Source organism: Paenibacillus sp. P13VS, assembly GCF_015143645.1.
GTDB classification, from domain to species: Bacteria; Bacillota; Bacilli; order Paenibacillales; family Paenibacillaceae; genus Paenibacillus; species Paenibacillus xylanilyticus_A.
The window spans coordinates 328254-348974 of the sequence record NZ_WYEV01000005.1 but is presented as its reverse complement, the minus strand read 5'-3'; the positions used below and the strand labels follow the sequence as shown (position 1 = coordinate 348974).

Below are 20721 nucleotides of genomic sequence, written 5' to 3'. Positions count from 1 at the left end.
ATTCGTGAATAGCAGCAGGAAGCAGAAACAGAAGCAGCAAAGGCAGCATGCTGCATGATTGGATATGCAGCATGCTCAATAGAAGGAGATTATGCCCCATGCGTGCAGATCAACTGATTGTGAATGTAAATGTGTATAACAGTTATTATAAACGGTTTGAATTGAATAACGTCGCCGTACTTGACGGCAGATTCATGTATGTCGGACCCGGCGGTCCTGAGCTGATTCAGGCAGACGAAGTGATCGATGCGCGGGGAAGATACATGATTCCTGGCCTGATCGATATTCACCTGCATATTGAGAGTACCATGGTGACGCCGGCTACCTTTTCCCATGGCCTGATTCGCTGCGGAGTAACGTCCATTGTAGCGGAACCGCATGAGATGGCCAATGTGTTCGGACTGGAAGGTGTGCAGGAGATGATGGCTGCAAGTCGTGAGACCATGGTCAACATGTTCTATGCCATCCCGAGCTCCGTTCCGGCAACCCCAATGGAAACAACGGGCGGATCTATTGAGATTGAAGATATGGATGTACTTCTCGCAACCGGAGAGATCATCTGTCTGGGTGAAATCATGAACTACGTGGATGTCATCCGTGACCCGGAATGCAAGACCAACCAGATTCTCCAGCACATTCGCCAAAATTATCCGGATCTCGTGATCGAAGGTCATACACCGAAGTTGCTTGGGCTGGATCTGCACCGACTGATCTATGCAGGTGTGGACTCGGATCATACCCATCAGAGCATAGAAGGACTGCAGGCGCGGATTTCAGCAGGCATGTTCATTGAGATCCAGGAGAAATCGATGACCCCTGAGGTTATGGATTACCTGATTCAGCATGATGTGGCTCAGCATTTCTGCTTCGTGACGGATGACGTTATGCCGGACTCCCTCGTGGAACGAGGTCATCTGGATCATATTGTGCGTAAGGCCATTCAGATGGGCATGCGTCCGGAAGATGCCATTTACGCAGCAACGTCTACTCCGGCATCCCGAATGAAAATGACGGATCGAGGCAGCATCGCCCCAGGCAAGGTGGCCGATTACGTTCTGGTATCCAATCTGGAAACATTGGCGATTGATCAAGTGTACAAAAATGGCCGAAAAGCTTATGACGACTACGAACCGTATAAGCAGGAACGGATGACGGGGCAGTTCCCGCCCCATTTCTATAACAGTGTACAATTGGACAAGCTGACAGCAGAGGACTTCACCATTTCATTGAGCGATCCCAAAGTCAGGGATGCTGCTAATCAGGCGGAACAAGATTCATTCAACTGCCGTGTAATGATGGTGAAAGACGGCTCGACCTTTGTGGAAGAACACATCGCAGAGGTACAGGCAGCGAGTGGCGAACTTCAGTGGGAAGATAGTGGATACGGACAGATTGTTACCTTTGAACGATATGGTGTGAACGGCAATCGGGCACATGGCTTGATCGGTGGAGATACGATTAAACGGGGAGCCATCGCAACGACATATTCACATGATAACCACAACCTTCTGGTCGTGGGTCGCAATCGTGAAGATATGATTCTGGCGGCTAACACGGTCATTTCGAGCCAAGGTGGATTCTGTGTGGTAGAGGATGGCAAAGTGCTGTCTCATCTGGATCTGCCTGTAGGCGGCATTTTGACAGAAGAACCGCTCGCGGTTGTGTCTCATCAAGTGAAGGAATTGCGGACAGCGATGCTCTCCCTTGGTTATGTTCACTATAACCCGATCATGTCGATCAGCACCCATTCACTTGCAGTGAGCCCTGCGCTGAAAATTACAGATCACGGTTTGATTGATGTGAATGCAGGCAAGGTTGTACCGTTGGTTGTAGAGTGAATCGTTAATTCAAAGAACATGAATAGGTAGGTATGCTGTAGAAAGAGTGCAGTATATCTACCTTTTTTGCTGTTGGTTTAAGGCGAGATAAATATTAATCTTTCTTTTCCACGTTCAATGTTCATTTTTACGCTTCTTCATTTTTAGGAGCATTACTGCGTGGTACACTGACCTTATTGCACACCCCGTCATGGGGATTACGATTAACAGATAGCTGGAAGAGGGTTTGGCATCGTAGGTATAATAGGCGTAGACTAGTATCAATGCAGCAACCACGAAAAGAATGAGATTTAGGACTAAGCTATAGATATTTTGTTGTTTCTTTTCCTTCGGGTATGTAGAGAATGTCATGCAGTTTGGCTGCCTCCTTGCCGATTTGTTAAAAAGTTATTGTATCATTTATTAAAGTTTGTTCCCATAATATTCTAATCTTTTATTAATTTTATGAGTGGAATATAACTCACCTCATTGAAGATAGAGAAGGAGGACCATTATGTTATCCAAAGACCAAACTCAGAAAGCGATATTTTTTGATGTGGATGATACATTGTATGACCACTTGCAGCCGCTCAGAGGAGCACTGCAGAAGGTTCTTGGTCTAGCCGATGATGTTCCATATGCCGAGGTTTATCACCGATTCCGCTACTACAGCGACTGGTTGTCCGATCAGGAGGGTCTCTCTGCCGTTCCGGAAGCCGAAGCCGTGGAACGGATGCGCAGACGCAGATTTGAACTCACGATGAAGGAGTTCGGGGTACCCTTAATTGAAGGACAGGCTGAAACACTGCAAGCGCAGTATCTGAGCAGACAGTTTCAGATTCAGCCATTTGATGGTGCTTATGATCTGATGAGGAGCCTAATGGCAGACGGACACCTTGTAGGACTTATTACGAATGGTGAGGGGGAACATCAGAGACGCAAGCTCGAAGCACTGAATGTGTTTGACCTCGTCCCGGAGGAGCGAATCTTCATCTCGGGAACCCTCGGGTATGCCAAGCCGGATCGGCAATTGTTTGAACATGTGAATAAACAGACAGGCACGGATGCACGCTCCAGTTATTATGTCGGGGACTCATGGCGTAATGATGTAGTAGGTGCGGTAAACGCCGGATGGAATGTCATCTGGTTCAACCATCGGAATGCACTGCCAGAATCGAACCATCAGCCTCATCACGTGGCAAGAGATTATAATGAAATAACTCGCATTCTTACATCCGAGTTGGTTCTACAATAAAGAGTGATATGTGTTTTTGCAGCCCTGTGTCCCTTACTAAGGTAGGTAACAGGGCTTTTTGGGTTGTGGAAAATGTGAGGATAATCGCTGCACATCAAGTGAATCCGAGGTATAAATGTGGTGTGTATTCTGACAAGCAGTAACATCTCGCTTCTATGAGAAGATGAAGTGGAGCTTCATGGAATCTTCATTTGGAAGAGCAGGCTAAAGCCTTCACAAAGTAGATAGGCGGTGTTATAATTAAAACAAGAATTAGATTAAGTCTAAATTAAAGAAAGCAGCACATAATCAGAATTCCTTGAATTAAAATCACATTATTTTGTATATGAGAGGGGAACCTATCCATGAGCACAATTCAAACATCAATGAATACGATTTCTAACCATACCGCAGCATTGCAAGAAGTCCTGAACCGCCAGATTGCAGGCTGGTCCGTATTGTATACGAAACTGCACCATTTCCACTGGTATGTTCAAGGACCACATTTCTTCACACTGCATGCCAAATTCGAAGAACTGTATAACCTGGCTACTGCGAACATGGATGAAGTCGCAGAACGCTTGCTTGCGATTGGTGGACGTCCGGTAGCTACGATGTCCGAACAGCTTCGTTTGTCTCCAGTTGATGAGGCACAGGGACAGTTGTCTGCTGAGCGTATGGTAGAGTCGGTGGTTGCCGATCTGCGCACCATGGTAGAAGTGATTAAGCAAGGCATCCATGCAGCAGGAGAAGCAGAGGATAACGCTACGGAAGATATGCTGATTGGATTCACAGCGGCATTGGACAAAGAAATCTGGATGTTAAACGCATTTCTGGGCAAATAAGCGAAGATAACCCGCATCCTGACAACGATATGTAGAGTCCGTGAACAAAGTCCCCGTTCGCTTACAAATCCGGTGTGCTTGCCGTATAATAGTGGCATTCGAGATGTACAGATTGGTGGAATGAATCATGCGGACAGACCTGGATCAATTGCAGGGAGAAGCTGAACGGTTTATATATACATGTTATGAAGAGCTGGGCCATTCGCGAGAAGATGCGGAGGCCCGGCTTATTGCTGTTTATCAGGAGATTGAAGCTACGGGCACTTATGTGCATACGACCGAAGAACTGGAGCACGGATGCAAAATGGCATGGCGGAACAGCAACCGCTGTATCGGACGATTGTTCTGGGACAAGCTGCGGATTGTGGATGCACGTCATGCAGACACAGCCGGAACTGCTGCGGAGGCCGTGATGAATCATATCCGTGTGGCATCCAATGGCGGTAAGGTTATCCCGATGATTACGATTCTTCCGCCGACTGGGCCAAGCGGAGCTCCTGTACGGATCTGGAACCACCAGCTTATCCGTTATGCTGGATACGAGACGGAACAAGGTATCATTGGAGATCCTGCATCCCTGGAACTGACCAAGGCTGCCATGTCACTTGGCTGGCAAGGGGCAGGAGGAGATTACGATGTATTACCGCTCATTATTCAGGCACAAGGGCAGGCTCCCGAATGGTATCCTGTACCCCATGAGGACATTGTAGAGGTGAACATTGAACACCCCGAGCGATCTGAAATTGCGGAACTCGGCATGCGCTGGTACGGTGTACCGATGATTGCAGATATGCGGCTTGAGATTGGAGGCGTTTCTTATCCGGCTGCGCCGTTTAACGGCTGGTATATGGAGACCGAAATTGGTGCACGTAATCTGGCGGACACCTTCCGCTACAATAAACTGCCTGCAGTGGCGGCAGCACTTGGACTGAACACATCCAGCGAAACGACGCTATGGAAGGATCGCGCACTCGTTGAATTGAATGTAGCCGTACTGCATTCCTTCAAGAAAGCAGGCGTCAGCATGGTGGATCACCATACGGCAGCGTCGCAATTTGCTTTGTTTGAGCAGAGGGAGGCAAAGGCAGGGCGTGAGCTGACTGGAGACTGGGTTTGGCTGATTCCGCCTGTTTCTCCGGCAACGACCCATATTTTCCACAGCTCCTATCGCAATGAGATCGTGAAGCCGAACTTTTTCCGTCAGGAATCAGCGTATACACTAGATGGAGAATCAGCCGGTGCTGAACCAGCGGATATTGAACAACAGCATACGGATGCCAATCCCCATCAGCCGCAGGCTGGAGATTCATCCCTGAGATGCCCGTTTGCACACTAGGTGCGAGCGGGTTATTTTTTCTTTTTCATCAGCTCAAGGTCTGCAAAATAGGAAAAAATAAAGGGGGATTTTTCTCTATATGGTTATTTAAAACTCTCCTATAATGAGTCATGAATTCACATAGGAGGGGATCATCGATGGGATACATTGAAACGCTGCGGGGTATGATTGGCAATGCTCCTGTAATTTTGGTAAGACCGAGTATTCTCATTTTGAATAAGACTGGTGAAATTCTGTTAATTCGGCATAATGATGATACCTGGGGAGTGCCCGGTGGATTTATGGAGTTGGGAGAGTCGGTAGAAGAGGCAGCGATGAGAGAGGTTCAAGAAGAGATTGGGATAAAAATAAAGAATCTGGAGCTATTCGGCGTCTTTTCCGGTAAAGAATTATATACGAAATTAAGGAACGGGCATGAATATCATAATGTGGTCATTGGATACGTTTGTACGGAATTTGAAGGGGAGCCTAAGCCCGATGGCGTAGAAGTTTTAGAAGCGAAGTTTTACAAACCAACAGAATTACCCGACAAGACAGACCCATACTTAAAAAGAAAAATTCAAGAAAATGCTCAACATATCGCCTCTTTAATAGGAAAAAAATAAAAGGATCAAGACCGCCCACTCATGTGAGCGGTTTTGTACGTTACCCCTGTTTCGCTCTGTACCTGCTCCGCATTACTGCCTGAACGGCAATAGCGGCAGCGATCAGCACCAGATTGAATACAAACACGGCGTAGAGCGAAACGTACTCTACAAGCAGCGCAGCAATCAGAGGAGAAATGATGGAGCCGATCTCCGCCGCAGAGACGATTCTGCCAATGACCTCACTTCTGCCTGCATCAGGGATGTGGTCCCCGATATGAGCGAAAAAGGAATCCATGTAACAGGCCCCGCCAACCCCGCCAATCAGCATGCCAACATAAACCCATGCATAAGAAGAGGTGCTTAGAAAAACAACCACTTCAATGCCGATCATTAACATGCCGAGCATGCAGAGCAGCAGTCGATCACCCATGCGGTCGGATAGATAACCGGCTACGGGTGCAGCAGCCAGCGTGGAGATCCCGGCCACGGTAAAAGCCAGGCTGGTTGCAAATGGGTCCCAATGCATCATGTGGGCTGCATAGAGAGCGAAGTACGTCAGAAATACCGCATAGGCACTCATTTCGAGGAAATGTACCGTACCGTAGCCGATTAACTGCTGTCGTGGGGTCAACCTTGCCCGAGATCCTGCATAGGCATGGTTTATCGGAATGTCTGGGTTTGCCCCTGAGTCCGGATCTGGCATTTGCTCGCGCTCGTCGGCTGTAAACTTTTGTTTAGATTCTGGCCTGCTCTTGATCCCCATAGCCGTTCCCATGGCTATCAGACAGCATAGTGTAACGAGCAGAAATGGAACCGATAACGGCCAGTGCAGGGCAAGCCAGCCGCTGATCACCGGCCCAAGCACCATGCCTCCGCCTTCACTGCTGCTGATATATCCATTGTACAGACCGCGGTTATCCGCATTGCCCCCATCCCCGATGATGGATCGGACAATGACGGTGAGTCCGGTGGAAGCGAGTCCCTGCAGCAGCCGCAGCAAACCAAACAGAAGTGCAGCAGAAGAGACGGCGAAGCCGCCCATACAGACCGCGAGAATGAACAGCATGACGATTAAGGCCCGTTGACCGCCCAGTTTGCGGTAGAGTGCTGCAGCCGGAACCCCACCAATGACTTTTCCAACATAAAAGAGTGCAAAAATAACCCCCATCATCCAGCCGGACAGGCCGAACTCCTCAATAAATAAAGGAAACAGGGGGAGGATCATGAAACCGCCCATCTGACTAAGAAAACAAATGATCATCAGCAAAGGCAGATTACGGCGAATGTCCACGTTTAGACTCCTTTCCTACAGACTCAGGTAAGCTCAAAAACCTCCAATCGCCAAATAGAATGCGTAGATATCGACATATAAACGTAATGTATGCAGGATCTGTGAGAATAAGAAGAAAAGACATACTGCGTTTACATCAAAACCATTGCGGATATAGCTGAATCATATATAATAGATGGGATTTGTAATAACGATGTGTTTATAGAAGATGTACAGGGGAAGTTGTACCTCAAGTTTAAGGGGGCGAGATAAAACATGTCAGATCAACAACCAATTATCCGGTTCGACCGGGTGACCCAGCAATACGATCAGGATGAAGCCGTATTGAAGGAAGTCAGCTTCGAGATTGAGCGGGGTAAATTTTATACGCTGCTTGGCCCTTCGGGCTGCGGCAAAACAACGATATTGCGGCTGATCGCCGGCTTTGCGGAGCCGACTCAGGGCAGTATTTATTTTAACGGAGCATTGATCAATCGTGTTCCTGCCCATCAGCGCCAGGTTAATACGGTATTTCAGGATTATGCGTTATTTCCACATTTGAATGTATTTGAGAACGTAGCTTTCGGTTTGCGGATCAAAAAGATGAAAACGGCTGAAATACGCAGCAAAGTGTTGGAAGCCCTCAAATTCGTCAACCTGTCCGGTTATGAAAACCGCGAGATTGGCGAAATGTCCGGTGGACAACGTCAGCGGGTCGCCATTGCTCGTGCAATTGTCAACGAGCCTGAGATTCTGCTGCTGGACGAGCCCTTGTCCGCACTCGATCTGAAGCTCCGGACCGAAATGCAGTACGAGCTGCGTGATCTGCAGCAGCGTCTGGGCATTACATTTATTTTCGTTACGCATGACCAGGAGGAAGCGCTGGCCATGTCGGATGAGATTTTCGTTCTCAACGGCGGCGTAATTCAGCAGAGCGGTACGCCGAATGACATCTACGATGAACCGATTAACCGCTTTGTGGCGGACTTTATCGGTGAATCGAACATCGTATCCGGCAAAATGAAGCAGGACTTCGTGGTGGAATTCGCTGGTGCACAGTATGAATGTGTCGACCAGGGGTTGCAGCCGAACGAGCCGGTAGAGATCGTGATCCGGCCGGAAGATCTGGAGATTACGACCGAGGAACAGGGCAAGCTGAAGGTCAATGTGGATTCCCAGCTGTTCCGCGGAGTACATTATGAGATTTCCAGTTATGATGATGCTGGCAACGAATGGCTGGTGCATTCCACGAAGAAAGCAGTCGTGGGCGAACGTATCGGTCTGTATTTCGATCCGGAAGCCATTCACGTCATGCGCTTCAACGAGACCGAAGAGGAATTCGACAAACGACTCGAAGCCTATCAAGAGGCCGTCCATGCAGAGTAAGGCGAGTACACGCAATGCGTATCTGATTCCATATGTATTATGGATGGTGCTGTTCGTTGTCGCTCCGGTACTGCTGGTTGTCTATTATTCGTTCTTTGATGTAGAGGGCAATTTCACGTTTGGCAATTATGCCCGCTTCTTCACGCCCGTATATATGCAGATGACACTGAGTTCATTCTGGTATGCACTGCTAATCACGGTGTTTGCCCTATTGGTTTCCTATCCGACGGCATACTTGCTGACCCGGACGAAGCACAAGCAGCTCTGGCTACTGCTTATCATTTTGCCTAGCTGGATTAATCTGTTGTTAAAAGCCTATGCCTTCATCGGCCTGTTCGGAACCTATGGCCTGACCAACTCCTTGCTTGAAGTGATTGGCATCGGTTCACAGCAGATTCTGTTCACCGATTTCAGCTTTATCTTCGTATCGGTGTACATCTTCATCCCGTTCATGATTCTGCCGATCTTCAACGCGCTGGAAGAGATGAATCCTTCGCTGATCTACGCGGCGCGGGATCTCGGGGCTTCATCCTGGCTGACGTTTCGCCGGGTCATCTTCCCGCTGACACTCACTGGAGTCAAATCGGGATGTCAGGCTGTATTTATCCCTGCGTTGTCCCTGTTCATGATCACCCGCCTTATTGCGGGTAACCGGGTTATTACGCTGGGAACAGCCATTGAACAGCATTTCCTCGTCACACAGGACTGGGGAATGGGGTCGACGATTGCCGTCTTTTTGATTATTGCGATGGCAATCATTATGTTTCTGACCGGATCAGGGAAGAAGGAGGTGCGTAATGGGAAGAAACGGAAAGCTGTCTAACGTTTATCTGGCTGTCGTCTTTGCGATCCTGTACGCACCGATTGCGTACCTGATCTTCTATTCCTTCAACAGCGGCGGACACATGCGTAACTTTGAAGGGTTCACACTGGAATGGTACAGGGAAGTATTTGCCGATACCCGGCTGCTGATCATTGTACTGAATACCTTTATTATCGCGCTGCTGTCATCGGCCATCTCGACCATTCTTGGCGTGGCAGGAGCCCTGGCGATCTATCATGTGCGGCGTAAACGGACCAAGAATACGCTGCTCTCTCTCAACAACGTATTGATCGTAAGCCCGGATGTCATCATCGGTGCATCCTTCCTGATTTTGTTCACCATGATCGGAATCAAGCTGGGCTTCACATCGGTGCTGCTCTCCCATATCGCGTTCAGCGTGCCGATTGTTGTCATCATGGTGCTGCCCAAACTGCAGGAGATGAGCCCAACGCTGATGGATGCGGCACGCGATCTGGGCGCAGGCTCATGGCAGATTCTCGCACGTGTAGTACTGCCATACGTTAAACCGGGTATTTTTGCCGGATTCTTCATGGCACTGACGTACTCCCTGGATGACTTCGCGGTTACGTTCTTTGTAACGGGGAACGGGTACTCGACGCTATCCGTCGAGATCTATTCCCGGGCGAGACAGGGTGTGTCGTTGTCCATTAATGCGCTGTCGACACTGCTCTTCCTGTTGACCGTGCTGCTGGTTATTGGCTACTACTTCATTAACCGGCGCGCTGCACGGACACCTGCCGGAAGGGGGCTGCGTCCATGAAGCAATTGGTACGGACATTTGCGATTGTATTTGTGGCAGCCTTTGCCCTGATGATCCTGGCCTCCTATCTCAACAAGAGTCAGGGATACTCGGGCGGCAACACGCTGACCATCTACAACTGGGGCGATTATATCGACCCGGATCTGCTGACGGAGTTTGAAGAGGAGACAGGCATCAAGGTCATCTACCAGACGTTTGACTCCAATGAAGCGATGCTCACCAAGATTGAGCAGGGCGGAACGACCTTTGATGTAGCGATTCCTTCCGAATATGCGATAAGCAAAATGAAAGAAGAGAACCTGCTCGTTCCACTTGATCACAGCAAATTAACCAATCTGGGCAATATTGATCCTGATTTCCTGAACTTGTCCTTTGACGAAGGCAATCAGTATTCGATTCCGTACTTCTGGGGAACGGTGGGGATTGTCTATAATCCTGAGCTGGTGGACGGATTGACGTTTGAGAGCTGGGATGACCTGTGGGACCCTCGTCTGAAAAACCAGATCCTGCTGCTGGATGGTGCCCGTGAAGTCATCGGGATGGGACTGAACAGTCTGCATTATTCCCTGAATGATACCAATGAAGACCATCTGCAGGAGGCGCTGGCGAAACTGTCTACCCTGACGCCTAACGTCAGAGCCATCGTCGGTGATGAGATCAAAATGCTGCTGGCCAATGAGGAAGCGGCAGTGGGTCTTGTCTGGTCCGGAGATGCTTCGGAGATTATGGATGAGAACGACAAGCTCGATTACGTGGTGCCTGAGGAAGGATCGAACCTCTGGTTCGATAACATGGTTATTCCGAAGACGGCAAGTAATATTGAAGGAGCACACCAGTTTATCAACTTTATGCTGGACCCTGATCATGCCGCACGTAATGCCGAATATGTCGGATATTCCACACCGAACGCCGAGGCGCTTAAGCTTCTGCCAGAGGATATCTCCAGTGATGAGCGGTTCTATCCGGATGATTCACTGACAAGCAAGCTGGAAGTGTACGATAATCTGGGTAAAAAAATGCTTTCGCATTATAACGACCTGTTCCTTGAGTTTAAAATGCACAGCAAGTAACACTGATCGGCATAACAGATGCCGCATGAGCTGCATACTTGAATGTGCTTTATAAAGTCAAAACCCCGATCATCCATTCCAGGATGATCGGGGTTTTCTCTTACCCTTACCTTTAGAGCAAAATGTACTTGCTATCGGTTTATAAGATGAACTTTCGGATTACACGGAACGGAGAGGACAGAACAAACTGGAGAAGCGAAGCGTGCGCCTAAAGCATTCTGAAAGAAAGCTACTTCGGAAGCATAAGCTATTTCCCGGATTTCTCCCTGTCAAAGGGGGAATCAAGGAAATCCGGGAATAACAGCGATCGGAAGTTGTTCTGTCATCGGAGTGGCCTAGTGTAATCCCAGCCCTTCAGCTTATACCCCTACATGTTTCTTTTGCGGCCCACGATTAACCAAGCCCCGCCCATAATCAGCACAATCGCCACGAACGGCTGGATGAAGGACATGCTGCTGAGCATCGAACCGATGGACATTACCGTGAAGAAGAGCAGCGAGATCACCATCAGGATGTTGATGGGAATGAGCAGCCACTTGTTTCGTCCGCCAAACCAGTACAATTCAAACAAACCTACCGCAACCGCGAGGATAAAGCCAGGCCACATCGTGCCCCAGTTACCAAAGAGCATGGCGACTTGGCTAACTACGCCGGCAGTCAGCAAAATACCGCCCGGTACAAGCAAGCCCACCCCTCTGCCAATCATGGAGAAGTACAGCCAGTGGAAGAACAGGCCGAGTGGAATGACGAACAGGGTAGGCCAGAAGTTGGCAAAGATCGTACCCGGGCCGAGTGAACCTCCCTGGTTCAGAATCAGATACACGCCCAGCAAAATGAGTACAGGCGCCAGGATCGTACGTTTAGCCATGATATCTCTCCTTTTCATCGTTTCATTAAGAGTCGTTCCGATCAGACATGAAGTCTTTTTTCTCGTTAGACACAGCATACCATGAATTGGAATTATCCATCCTCGGTCTTTGGCGTTAAAAAGAACCTAGACTTAAGTCTAGGTAGGAACCACATGGTGACTTTCATCTCAGGGCTTAACCCGTGTGTGCTTCCTGCACAGGCGGCCTATTCGGGATTCAGGCCAGACCCGCCCGATATTGTCCCGGCGTCTGTCCAGTCCACTTTTTGAACGCATTCTGAAACGCACTTTGTTCTGAAAAATGTAAGGCATAGGCAATTTCACCGACAGAATATTGTCCTTCCTGCAAATAATTCAGGGCAAGCTCCTTCCGTACCTGAACGGAGATTTCATGGTACGTCGTACCTTCTTCACGCAGCCTGCTTTGAAGTGTGCGAATGCTCACGCCGAGATGTTCTGCGGTGTGTTGTAATGTGGGGAAGGAGGCAGGAAGGCTGTCGATCAGCCAGCGGCTGACCTTGCCAGAGAACGTATGAGAAGGCTGCAGCAGATTCTTGCTTTTCTCGGCCATCGTTTCAAACACCTGCAGCATTTTGGCATCCGAATAGAGCACAGGCTGACGGAGAATGTCTTTGTGCAGACGCAGCAGATTATGGGGTTCCCCGAATTGGGGAGCTAAGCCGAACATGTCAATGTATGGGCCGAGGTCGCCCGTATCATCTGGAGCCTCATGGCTAAAACGAACCTCTTTTACCGCCACCGGACGATTCGCGAGTTTACGGATCAGATACAGAACGGATATGGCCATGTCTTCCACGCAATGGCGGGACATCTGCTGGGGCGACTGCAAAAACAGACGAAGGACCACATCCTGCCCCTGAATTTCCCAATCGAGATTGAAGCCGCTGTACAGAATGATGTTATACCGCTGATATGCGGCGAGGGCATCACCAATGGTCTGGGAATGCATCATCACGTAACCGGGAAGACCCAGATCTGCGAAGTCGAGCAGCAGACCCTGATTGAGGCCAAGATACAAATCGTTGGAATAGGCAGAAGCTTGCTGCATTATTCGTTCCAGTTCGTCGACCGGAATTCGGGCATCGGCATGTTCCAGGACGGCCGAATCGAAATCGGCATATTTGAAAAACGCTTCGAGTTCAAACCCTTTGTGAACAAGAGTTTTCATGATTGGATACAGCAGGGAAATGGATACTCCGATATTGTGGTTGTTCATGTACCTCCATTTGCGCGAATTAGCAACATTTTCGGCGCCCTCGATCATTTGTTTCGATGTAAAGTCACCTTATGATGGGGATGCGCCAGCTTCTTCGGCTTTCATTTATTATACAGGAGGAACCCAAGTATGAAATCCAATATTCTGGTGATTAACGGCCATCCGGATCCCGAGAGCTATTGTAGAGCATTATCTGATGCTTATATCCAAGGCGCCCGGCGTTCCGGCAGTGATGTGAATTTGCTTGATTTGAGCCAAATGGAGTTTAATCCCAACCTTAGATACGGTTATCGTAAGCGGACAGAACTTGAGGAGGATCTGGTCAAAGCCCAGGAATTGATCCGTCAAGCTGATCATTTGGTGTTTGTGTATCCGTTGTGGTGGGGGACGATGCCAGCTGTTCTGAAAGGGTTTTTCGACCGGGTATTCCTGCCGGGGTTTGCCATGAGATACCGGGAAGGCTCGCCTCTGTGGGACAAATTGTTAAAGGGAAAGTCCGCGCAGCTCATCGTGACGATGGATACACCCCGCTGGTATTACCGTTTGATCTACAGACAAGCCGGGCACCGGGTCATGAGTTCAAATATATTGAAATTCTCTGGTGTATCGCCGGTACGGGTTACGGAGATCAGCCCGATCAAGGGATCTACCGAAGCATTCCGGCTGAAATGGCTGGGGAAAATCGAGGAAATGGGGGCCAAACAGGGAAAGAGATGATAAGGTAACAACCTGCAAACCCAAGCCGGACAATAGGCACTAATGCTACTATTCCATTTGAAGTCCTGTATCCAGAGACAACGGTGGAAGATTATTCGTTGAACATGCAGCAAGCCCACTCCGGAGAGTGGGCTTGCTCGCTTTGGCTATATCATAAAAAAGACGTTATTTTACAACATCCGAATGTTTCTTGCCCCAGCTGTTCACACCATCATCTTCGATAATGGAAATGGCCGCATCGGCGATATCCGGATTCGTCATCAATTTCTCCTGAATACGGAACTTGATATCATCGGCATCGGCCAGGGACAGGCCTTTGGTCAGCTCAATCAGTCCTTCAACATGATAATAGCGGCCTTCCTGGATAATACGCATCATCTGGATATCGGCCACGTGGGAGTCTGCCAAGATCGTTTGGGACACCTTGTCCTCGATATCCTGTGGTGCAGCCACACCAATCAGTCCAATCATATTGTCATATCCGACGCGGAAGGCTACGGCAATCATCAGACAGCCAATCAGGGTAGTCACAATGCCATCCAGCAATGCGAAATTGGTCAATGCAATAACAACGACAGAGACGAGGGCAAGTGTTGCTCCGAGTACAGCAACTACATCTTCGTAGAACACAAGGCGTGTCGGCGGTGCAGCGCGTCCTACATTTTTGATCGCTGCCGGAACGAGAGAGAATCCGGATGCTTTCGGCGCTCGTGCTTCCACAAGGATCTCCTTCATCGCTTTAATCAGGATGGCACCGTCAATTACAATGTTCAGCACAAGTACAGCAATGTTAATCCAGAGGCCGCCGGAATGACCCGCAGGGTGCTTCAGGAGGTGAATCCCCTCATGAATGGTTTCGTAGGCCATAATTGTGACCACGATAACGGCAATCATACAGAAGATGTTGATGACCCGTCCAAAACCGGTCGGGAAGCGGCGTGTCGGTTTTTTCTCGGATAATACACTTCCGACAAAGACGAACCCCTGATTGATGGCATCGGCGAGCGAGTGCATGGCTGAGGCAAACATGGCCCCACTGCCACTGAATAGAAAGGCTCCTCCTTTGCACAATGCAAGTACGGCATTACCTGCCATAGCTACAGCCGAGGACGTATTCCCCTTTTTGACGAGAGACATAAAGCTCTCTGACTTTGCTTGATCAGCCACGTTGATTGTTCCTCCCAGAAGATTTGATAGGTGTAAAATTTAAGATTCTTAGTTACATCTTGTGCATTACCACTAAATGTTATTATAACCCGCTTTACATATCCCAGCATTATGCAAAAAAGGTCATAATATAATATGGACCAATTTGAAGAGCTTGAATAAGGAGGAACCATAGATATTTGATCCAAATAAAGGGCATGAAAAAAGGCACTCCTATGGAGTGCCGATTGATGTATCCCTGCGTCAGCAATGACTATTGCTGCTTAAATTTATTCAAACTTCCAGCAGGACAAGCTTAGATTGCCGTATTGATATGCTTTGAATAACAGGGATGCCTTCTTGGTCTGATCGCCAGCTCCCATAGCCAGCAGCAGGGGTACAAAATGCTCTGGTGTAGGGACTGCAGCACGAGCGGATGGTGCTGCCTTGTCATATGCGAAGAGGGCTTCCGTATCCCACTGGACAAGCTTGTCCTCCAGCCATTGGTCAAACTCCAGGGCCCAGGAGTCCACGCCGTTACTTTCCCAGTTCAGCTGCCGCAAATTGTGGACTGTGCCGCCGCTGCCAATCACAAGGATATCCTGTTCGCGAAGTGCAGCAAGTGCTTGACCGATCTGATACTGCTGCTCATTCGTCAAGTAGCGATTCACGGAAAGTGCAATGACCGGGACATCTGCATCCGGGTAGAGCAAGCGAAGAACAACCCAGGCACCGTGATCCAGCCCGCGCACGGAATCAGCCTCAGCGGGAATGCCAGCTTCTTTAAGCAGACGAAGAACATTTGCAGTAGTCTCAGCGTGCCCATGAGCCGGATATTTGATCTGATACAGTTCCGGCTGGAAACCGCCAAAGTCATAGATTGTCTCATATTGAGCCGTAGAGGATACAAGCTGAGTTGCAGACTCCCAATGGGCGGAGAATAAGACGATAGCTCGGGGTTTCGGCAGATCCTGTCCGAGTTTTTGCAGGAATTCGGTATAAACATTCTCCTCCAGTGCAAGTGAAGGCGCACCATGTGCGATAAAGAAGGATGGCATCATTATGCATTCAGTCCTTTCGTATTGTTGGCAGCCAGTTCAGCGTCGCTGCGAAGCCATAATTGGAATTGATCATAAAGCTCTGCGGTGACGTGATGTCCACCAGAATAAGGAACGTAAGTTACATTGCGAGCATGTTTACGGAAATAATTCGCATTGTCTTCACCCAACTGCAGGGGAAACATGTGATCCTGGTCTCCATGGGAGATAAATACGGATAACGAAGCTCCAGGCTCTACGGGATATTCGTCTTTTACAAATTGCGGAATGTATCCGCTCATGGCTACGATTCCTTTGATAGCATCACCCATGATCAAGGAGAGCGTCATCGCCATAATGGCACCCTGACTGAATCCCGCAATATAACGTCGAGCTGGATCGATGGCATATTCAGAGGACAAATCCCCGATCAGCTGCTGCAAGCCCTGAACCGAAGCGTCAAACAGCTCACGAACCGGATTACCAATGCTTTTAATTTGAAAATAGGCATAACCGCTGCCCTGAACAAGGGGTCCCCGAACAGCTACGATAATAAAATCGGACTGCAGGGGTTCCATTAGACGAAGCATATCCTGCTCGTCCGAACCCATGCCATGGAGGGCGAAAATAACGGGATATGGCTGATCTGTATTGTAATTCGTAGGCAATCGAACTTCATAAGTAAATGAGGTATTCATTGAAATCACCGCCTGAAGAAAGTTATATAACAATAGTTCACCAATATGAAATAAATATTCTTATTTATAAACAAAATTTATCATGGATCCATTGTAGGGTCAATATTTTTTTTGTATTATGAAAATATGTTACGTATTAGAATATCTTATTAAATACTGAAATAACGCTGCTGATTGTGATGTTCATATTAATCCCGAGGATGTGATCAGGATGCTGCAAGGAATCGTGCCTATTTTGAGAATATTTGATGAGGATAAGGCCAAAGAGTTTTACGTTGACTATTTGGAGTTTGTCGTAGATTGGGAGCATCGATTTGAAAAGGGGATGCCTTTATATATGCAGATATCGCTTGATTCCATTGTTCTTCACCTGTCCGAGCATCACGGCGATTGTACGCCGGGAGCTGCGCTGCGAATAGAAATGAAGGATCTGGGTGCACTCTGTGGCAGGCTTAATCAGAAAAAATACAAACAGTCCAGGCCGGGAATTACGGATACGCCTTGGGGATTAAGGGAAATGACCGTGACAGATCCGTTTGGCAATCGGATCATTTATTACGAGTCTCCCCGTGCGACAGACTGAAGATTTAGCAAGAGAAGGGTAGGAGAAGCAGTATGGATATCGGTTTGGCCATTCGTACGATTAGGAAGCAAAAACAGATTACGATTATGCAAATGTGCGAGGGGACGGGGTTGTCAAAGGGCTTTATCAGCAACGTCGAAAATAACAAGACATCCCCTTCCATTGCTACACTTGAAAGTATCGCGGATTATCTGGAGGTTCCCCTGCCTTACCTGCTGCTTACACCAGAACAGCGGATGAATGTGGTGCGCAAGGATGAGCGGCAGGAAACGACTGCGGGCAGCGGTTCGATCAAGGTACAGCATCTGACGGCAAAAGGGGCCATGCGCATGTCGATTGTAGAACTGCCACCGGGTGTTTCCACAGGGGTCAACAAGCATGCAGGGGAAGAGAGTCACCTGGTCCTCCAGGGCAGAATTCGTGCAGCACAGTGTGAGGACGTTGAGATATTGGAAGTGGGGGATTCGTTTAGCTGGAATGCCATCGTTCCCCATGAGGTAACGAACATTGGAGATGAGACAGCAGTTGTGTTAATCGCCGTGTCCAAAGAGCTGGATCTGGACCGTTTGTGGGACAAATAGAGGCGCGGCAGCATCTCTTAGGTAAAATGAAAATAGACCGCCAGGAGGTTTCCGGGCGGCCAAATTCATTTCTGCTGTTTACTGCGGATTGGTTGTCCAGATTCCAGCAGCTTTGACAAATACACGATCGGAGAGCTTAAGTGTCGCCAGAGCCAGCTCGGCTACATCTTCCGCTTGCATCATGCGATCCTCGTCTCCGATTTTCAATCCGGCATTGGTAGCAAGCTCTGTATTAACTGTGCTTGGGGTTAACGCCGTTACACGAATGTTGGATTTGCGCACTTCCTGCATCAGGGATTCGGTCATCCCCAGCAGCGCGAACTTGGATGCACAGTATGCTGATCCTGTAGCAAATCCACGTTCACCCGCTGTGGAAGCAATGTTGATTATACTGCCGCTGCTTTCCTTGATCATGCTCGGCAGGACGGCACGAGTCACATAGTATGTACCCATAACGTTAACATGCAGGATACGCTCCCATTCTTCAGGCTCCATGTCGAGCAAGGTACCGAAGCTGGCAATACCTGCATTGTTGATGAGAATGTCAACCGCGCCTAGTTCCATTTCTATTGCTGCTACTGCTGCTTCAGCCTGTGTACGATCAGAAATGTCAGCTACAGCACTTGTGACCTTAATGCCATATGCCTCGCTTAACGTTAGCTGAAGGGCCTCCAGATCGGAAGCCGTACGTGCAATCAAGCCGAGATGCACACCTTCCTTGGCAAGTGCTTCGGCAATGGCGCGGCCAATACCTTTACCGGCTCCTGTAATGACAGCCGTTTTATTTTTAAGTTCCATGTGGGTAATTCCTCCTTATAAGTTGGAATGGCAGTTGATTATACTATATTACCCACAGTTCTCATATTTGCTTCATCACTACTTGGTGATACGGATGCTGCCAGAGGTGGTACGGGCCTTGATGACTTCCTTGCTGTTCATCAGAGATTCCGGTACATTTACATCTCCGGAAGTGGCACGAGCGTCGTAGACTCCTTCAAAATCGGGTGCAGCTTGAATGAAGACGTCTCCTGATTGTCCCGATACATCCACCGCTGCAGAATGGGTCTGTTCGATATGAACACTTCCCGAAGTGAAGCGGATATTGGCTGCTCCGTTTAACTGTGTGATTTCTACATCTCCTGATGTTATTTCACTGTTCACATTACCATCTAACTGATCTGCAGTGAAGCTTCCGGAGGTTTGCGTTACAGTCATGTCACCATCGATAGTGGAAGCCTTGATGTCCCCTGAAGTGAGATCCAGATCAATACGCGGGGCCGATATATCTTCCAGCCGAATGGATCCCGAGGTATTGTTGAGCTCAAGCAGATTGGCATGTAAACCGGCCAACTTCCAGTCGCTTGAGGACGAATCGAGTTTAACCTCATTTAATTGGTGGCCTTCAGGCAGAGCTACGGTGATTTTGGAATCCCGATCACTCCAATACAGGGTGAAAAACTGTATTCGCTCACGTTTTGTCTGAGCCAGCTTGAACGTGCCGCCAGATAACGTGGCCTGTTCGAAACTTTGGATGACAACCGGGTCCCATTTACCGTCTACCTCAATATAACCATTGGAATCCGGGCTGACCACGAATTCGATATCCGCGCTAAAATTGGCATCCATAATTACATTTTGCAACTCATCATTTTTGAAATCCCATCGTTTGGAGTAAGCTTCCCGATCATCTCCGAACTGAACTCCATATATGGACGTGCCGAGCAAACCTATTCCGATACAGATGACAGCCAAAGCCAACCACTTTTTTGTACTCATGCGGAAACGTCTCCTTTCATCGTTTTACTATTCCATCTAATGTATTGCAGCGTGACGGCCTTGAAGCCCTTGAAAACTCGCTGTGCGGCCAAGAAGAACAGAATCCCAACACCAAATGCACCAATAGCTACAAACAGCTCTGCCTTATCAAAAGGACTGAGGAACAGGAAGTCCACCGCAGCTGCGACCGGGGCCAATACCAGCAAGGACATACTGGCAATGGCGAGCCATAGCGACCAGAGGGTTAACCCCAGAGGAATGCCCAGAATCAAATTCAGAAAAATCAGGCCAATCCCTGTAAAAAAGTTGCGAGCAGCCCGGTTGCTGTTCTTCGGCGGCCGCATTTCACCATAAGTCGGAGCGTAGAAGGGATCGGAACCCGGCGTGTTCACGTCATAGCGCTCACCGAGTGCTTCCCGCGCAATCTCTTCCGGATGGCCTAACTCGCGGGCGATCTCCTCTTCAGTTCTTCCTTCCTGAAGCCCGAGCTCGAAGTGCTGATCATAGTCAGCGAGCAGCTCCGCCCGTTCTTGAGGCTCCATCGGCCGCAGATGGATTTCCATGGCCTGCATAAATTGTTGTCTATTCATGATCGGTTCCTTCCTCAATCAGATTTGCGACGTTGCCCACAAATTCATTCCATTCCGTAGTCAGTGCCTGCATGTAGTCACGACCTGTGTCCGACAGCTTGTAATATTTACGGGGCGGACCCTCGCTTGATTCCTGCAAATAGGTGGTGCAGTACCCGTCTTGAACAAGTCTGCGAAGTAAGGGGTACAGTGCACCCTCGGCAACTTCAATATGTTTGGAAACCGCCTGAGCCAGTTCGTAGCCATACCGATCCTGGCGGTTAATCAGCACCAGGACGCATAGCTCCAGTACTCCCTTTTTGAACTGGATATTCACGTTCACACAGGTTCCTCCTTAAT

22 protein-coding genes are annotated in these 20721 nt (G+C 48.7%); 12 read left to right on the top strand and 10 right to left on the bottom strand.

The genetic code is table 11. The annotated features are described in order from the left end of the window. Window positions 1-98: 98 nt before the first annotated feature. The 5 genes from GUA98_RS15300 (at window position 99) to GUA98_RS15280 (ending at window position 5837) form a co-directional block, all read left to right on the top strand. Window positions 99-1838, top strand: a complete 1740-nt coding sequence (locus GUA98_RS15300) for an adenine deaminase (RefSeq protein ID WP_193723623.1) — start codon at window positions 99-101, stop codon at window positions 1836-1838. Window positions 1839-2331: 493 nt separating this feature from the next. Then, window positions 2332-3072: an HAD family hydrolase gene (locus GUA98_RS15295; protein WP_193723622.1), complete on the top strand. Its 741-nt coding sequence runs from the start codon at window positions 2332-2334 to the stop codon at window positions 3070-3072. A gap of 344 nt (window positions 3073-3416) precedes the next feature. Next, window positions 3417-3896: a Dps family protein gene (locus tag GUA98_RS15290; protein WP_397331784.1), complete on the top strand. Its 480-nt coding sequence runs from the start codon at window positions 3417-3419 to the stop codon at window positions 3894-3896. Between the two features lie 127 nt (window positions 3897-4023). Beyond that, window positions 4024-5232: a nitric oxide synthase oxygenase gene (locus tag GUA98_RS15285; RefSeq protein ID WP_193723621.1), complete on the top strand. Its 1209-nt coding sequence runs from the start codon at window positions 4024-4026 to the stop codon at window positions 5230-5232. A 137-nt stretch (window positions 5233-5369) separates the two neighbouring features. Next, window positions 5370-5837, top strand: a complete 468-nt coding sequence (locus GUA98_RS15280) for an NUDIX hydrolase (RefSeq protein ID WP_193723620.1) — start codon at window positions 5370-5372, stop codon at window positions 5835-5837. Window positions 5838-5877: 40 nt separating this feature from the next. Here the strand turns inward: GUA98_RS15280 and GUA98_RS15275 are convergent, their stop codons facing one another. After that, entirely contained in the window at window positions 5878-7110 is a 1233-nt protein-coding gene (locus GUA98_RS15275; RefSeq protein WP_193723619.1) for an MFS transporter, read from the bottom strand. A gap of 255 nt (window positions 7111-7365) precedes the next feature. On the opposite strand from GUA98_RS15275, the gene GUA98_RS15270 reads away from it, so the two are divergent. The 4 genes from GUA98_RS15270 to GUA98_RS15255 are packed head-to-tail and all read left to right on the top strand — an operon-like array spanning window position 7366 to window position 11149. Then, window positions 7366-8475, top strand: a complete 1110-nt coding sequence (locus GUA98_RS15270; RefSeq protein ID WP_193723618.1) for an ABC transporter ATP-binding protein — start codon at window positions 7366-7368, stop codon at window positions 8473-8475. Next, on the top strand, window positions 8465-9298 hold the full coding sequence (locus GUA98_RS15265; protein WP_095360087.1) for an ABC transporter permease: 834 nt from the start codon (window positions 8465-8467) through the stop codon (window positions 9296-9298). The genes GUA98_RS15270 and GUA98_RS15265 overlap by 11 nt, the downstream gene beginning before the upstream one ends. Next, on the top strand, window positions 9273-10079 hold the full coding sequence (locus GUA98_RS15260; RefSeq protein WP_193723617.1) for an ABC transporter permease: 807 nt from the start codon (window positions 9273-9275) through the stop codon (window positions 10077-10079). Before GUA98_RS15265 ends, GUA98_RS15260 begins: the two co-directional genes overlap by 26 nt. After that, window positions 10076-11149 (top strand): ABC transporter substrate-binding protein, encoded by a 1074-nt coding sequence (locus GUA98_RS15255; protein ID WP_193723616.1) that lies wholly within the window; start codon window positions 10076-10078, stop codon window positions 11147-11149. Before GUA98_RS15260 ends, GUA98_RS15255 begins: the two co-directional genes overlap by 4 nt. Before the next feature lie 367 nt (window positions 11150-11516). On the opposite strand, the gene GUA98_RS15250 is transcribed toward GUA98_RS15255, so the two are convergent. Together GUA98_RS15250 and GUA98_RS15245 are read right to left on the bottom strand one after the other, a co-directional pair. Then, window positions 11517-12017 carry a hypothetical protein gene (locus tag GUA98_RS15250; RefSeq protein ID WP_193723615.1) on the bottom strand — a complete coding sequence of 167 codons (501 nt, stop codon included), beginning with the start codon at window positions 12015-12017 and terminating at the stop codon, window positions 11517-11519. Window positions 12018-12234: 217 nt separating this feature from the next. Continuing rightward, a complete protein-coding gene (locus GUA98_RS15245; RefSeq protein ID WP_193723614.1) occupies window positions 12235-13254 on the bottom strand; it encodes an AraC family transcriptional regulator in 1020 nt (339 codons plus the stop codon). A gap of 129 nt (window positions 13255-13383) precedes the next feature. Here GUA98_RS15245 and GUA98_RS15240 point away from each other — a divergent pair, with 129 nt between their 5' ends. Beyond that, on the top strand, window positions 13384-13971 hold the full coding sequence (locus GUA98_RS15240; RefSeq protein WP_193723613.1) for an NAD(P)H-dependent oxidoreductase: 588 nt from the start codon (window positions 13384-13386) through the stop codon (window positions 13969-13971). A 165-nt stretch (window positions 13972-14136) separates the two neighbouring features. Here the strand turns inward: GUA98_RS15240 and GUA98_RS15235 are convergent, their stop codons facing one another. The 3 genes from GUA98_RS15235 to GUA98_RS15225 form a co-directional block, all read right to left on the bottom strand. After that, window positions 14137-15108 carry a cation diffusion facilitator family transporter gene (locus GUA98_RS15235; protein WP_153980881.1) on the bottom strand — a complete coding sequence of 324 codons (972 nt, stop codon included), beginning with the start codon at window positions 15106-15108 and terminating at the stop codon, window positions 14137-14139. Window positions 15109-15407: 299 nt separating this feature from the next. After that, window positions 15408-16178, bottom strand: a complete 771-nt coding sequence (locus GUA98_RS15230; RefSeq protein ID WP_193723611.1) for a DODA-type extradiol aromatic ring-opening family dioxygenase — start codon at window positions 16176-16178, stop codon at window positions 15408-15410. Then, window positions 16178-16852 carry an alpha/beta hydrolase gene (locus GUA98_RS15225; protein WP_193723610.1) on the bottom strand — a complete coding sequence of 225 codons (675 nt, stop codon included), beginning with the start codon at window positions 16850-16852 and terminating at the stop codon, window positions 16178-16180. Before GUA98_RS15225 ends, GUA98_RS15230 begins: the two co-directional genes overlap by 1 nt. Before the next feature lie 211 nt (window positions 16853-17063). On the opposite strand from GUA98_RS15225, the gene GUA98_RS15220 reads away from it, so the two are divergent. Both GUA98_RS15220 and GUA98_RS15215 read left to right on the top strand, forming a co-directional pair. Next, on the top strand, window positions 17064-17435 hold the full coding sequence (locus tag GUA98_RS15220) for a glyoxalase superfamily protein (RefSeq protein ID WP_193723609.1): 372 nt from the start codon (window positions 17064-17066) through the stop codon (window positions 17433-17435). A 32-nt stretch (window positions 17436-17467) separates the two neighbouring features. Continuing rightward, complete coding sequence (locus tag GUA98_RS15215; protein WP_153980268.1) at window positions 17468-18016, top strand: helix-turn-helix domain-containing protein; 549 nt, start codon at window positions 17468-17470, stop codon at window positions 18014-18016. 78 nt (window positions 18017-18094) lie between these two features. On the opposite strand, the gene GUA98_RS15210 is transcribed toward GUA98_RS15215, so the two are convergent. The 4 genes from GUA98_RS15210 to GUA98_RS15195 form a co-directional block, all read right to left on the bottom strand. After that, window positions 18095-18814: a 3-ketoacyl-ACP reductase gene (locus GUA98_RS15210; protein ID WP_153980267.1), complete on the bottom strand. Its 720-nt coding sequence runs from the start codon at window positions 18812-18814 to the stop codon at window positions 18095-18097. A gap of 78 nt (window positions 18815-18892) precedes the next feature. After that, window positions 18893-19792, bottom strand: coding sequence for a DUF4097 family beta strand repeat-containing protein (locus tag GUA98_RS15205; protein ID WP_153980266.1), 900 nt, complete (start codon window positions 19790-19792; stop codon window positions 18893-18895). Further along, window positions 19789-20382 (bottom strand): DUF1700 domain-containing protein, encoded by a 594-nt coding sequence (locus GUA98_RS15200; RefSeq protein ID WP_153980265.1) that lies wholly within the window; start codon window positions 20380-20382, stop codon window positions 19789-19791. Before GUA98_RS15200 ends, GUA98_RS15205 begins: the two co-directional genes overlap by 4 nt. Then, window positions 20375-20704: a PadR family transcriptional regulator gene (locus GUA98_RS15195; RefSeq protein ID WP_193723608.1), complete on the bottom strand. Its 330-nt coding sequence runs from the start codon at window positions 20702-20704 to the stop codon at window positions 20375-20377. The genes GUA98_RS15200 and GUA98_RS15195 overlap by 8 nt, the downstream gene beginning before the upstream one ends. Window positions 20705-20721 lie beyond the last annotated feature (17 nt).

Excerpts from the sequence above, each read along its gene's own strand:
- GUA98_RS15300 (WP_193723623.1), top strand. The coding sequence starts at position 99 with ATGCGTGCAGATCAACTGATTGTGAATGTAAATGTGTATAACAGTTAT.
- GUA98_RS15295 (WP_193723622.1), top strand. The coding sequence starts at position 2,332 with ATGTTATCCAAAGACCAAACTCAGAAAGCGATATTTTTTGATGTGGAT.
- GUA98_RS15290 (WP_397331784.1), top strand. The coding sequence starts at position 3,417 with ATGAGCACAATTCAAACATCAATGAATACGATTTCTAACCATACCGCA.
- GUA98_RS15285 (WP_193723621.1), top strand. The coding sequence starts at position 4,024 with ATGCGGACAGACCTGGATCAATTGCAGGGAGAAGCTGAACGGTTTATA.
- GUA98_RS15280 (WP_193723620.1), top strand. The coding sequence starts at position 5,370 with ATGGGATACATTGAAACGCTGCGGGGTATGATTGGCAATGCTCCTGTA.
- GUA98_RS15270 (WP_193723618.1), top strand. The coding sequence starts at position 7,366 with ATGTCAGATCAACAACCAATTATCCGGTTCGACCGGGTGACCCAGCAA.
- GUA98_RS15265 (WP_095360087.1), top strand. The coding sequence starts at position 8,465 with ATGCAGAGTAAGGCGAGTACACGCAATGCGTATCTGATTCCATATGTA.
- GUA98_RS15260 (WP_193723617.1), top strand. The coding sequence starts at position 9,273 with ATGGGAAGAAACGGAAAGCTGTCTAACGTTTATCTGGCTGTCGTCTTT.
- GUA98_RS15255 (WP_193723616.1), top strand. The coding sequence starts at position 10,076 with ATGAAGCAATTGGTACGGACATTTGCGATTGTATTTGTGGCAGCCTTT.
- GUA98_RS15250 (WP_193723615.1), bottom strand. The coding sequence starts at position 12,017 with ATGGCTAAACGTACGATCCTGGCGCCTGTACTCATTTTGCTGGGCGTG.
- GUA98_RS15245 (WP_193723614.1), bottom strand. The coding sequence starts at position 13,254 with ATGAACAACCACAATATCGGAGTATCCATTTCCCTGCTGTATCCAATC.
- GUA98_RS15240 (WP_193723613.1), top strand. The coding sequence starts at position 13,384 with ATGAAATCCAATATTCTGGTGATTAACGGCCATCCGGATCCCGAGAGC.
- GUA98_RS15235 (WP_153980881.1), bottom strand. The coding sequence starts at position 15,108 with ATGTCTCTCGTCAAAAAGGGGAATACGTCCTCGGCTGTAGCTATGGCA.
- GUA98_RS15230 (WP_193723611.1), bottom strand. The coding sequence starts at position 16,178 with ATGATGCCATCCTTCTTTATCGCACATGGTGCGCCTTCACTTGCACTG.
- GUA98_RS15225 (WP_193723610.1), bottom strand. The coding sequence starts at position 16,852 with ATGAATACCTCATTTACTTATGAAGTTCGATTGCCTACGAATTACAAT.
- GUA98_RS15220 (WP_193723609.1), top strand. The coding sequence starts at position 17,064 with ATGCTGCAAGGAATCGTGCCTATTTTGAGAATATTTGATGAGGATAAG.
- GUA98_RS15215 (WP_153980268.1), top strand. The coding sequence starts at position 17,468 with ATGGATATCGGTTTGGCCATTCGTACGATTAGGAAGCAAAAACAGATT.
- GUA98_RS15210 (WP_153980267.1), bottom strand. The coding sequence starts at position 18,814 with ATGGAACTTAAAAATAAAACGGCTGTCATTACAGGAGCCGGTAAAGGT.
- GUA98_RS15205 (WP_153980266.1), bottom strand. The coding sequence starts at position 19,792 with ATGAGTACAAAAAAGTGGTTGGCTTTGGCTGTCATCTGTATCGGAATA.
- GUA98_RS15200 (WP_153980265.1), bottom strand. The coding sequence starts at position 20,382 with ATGAATAGACAACAATTTATGCAGGCCATGGAAATCCATCTGCGGCCG.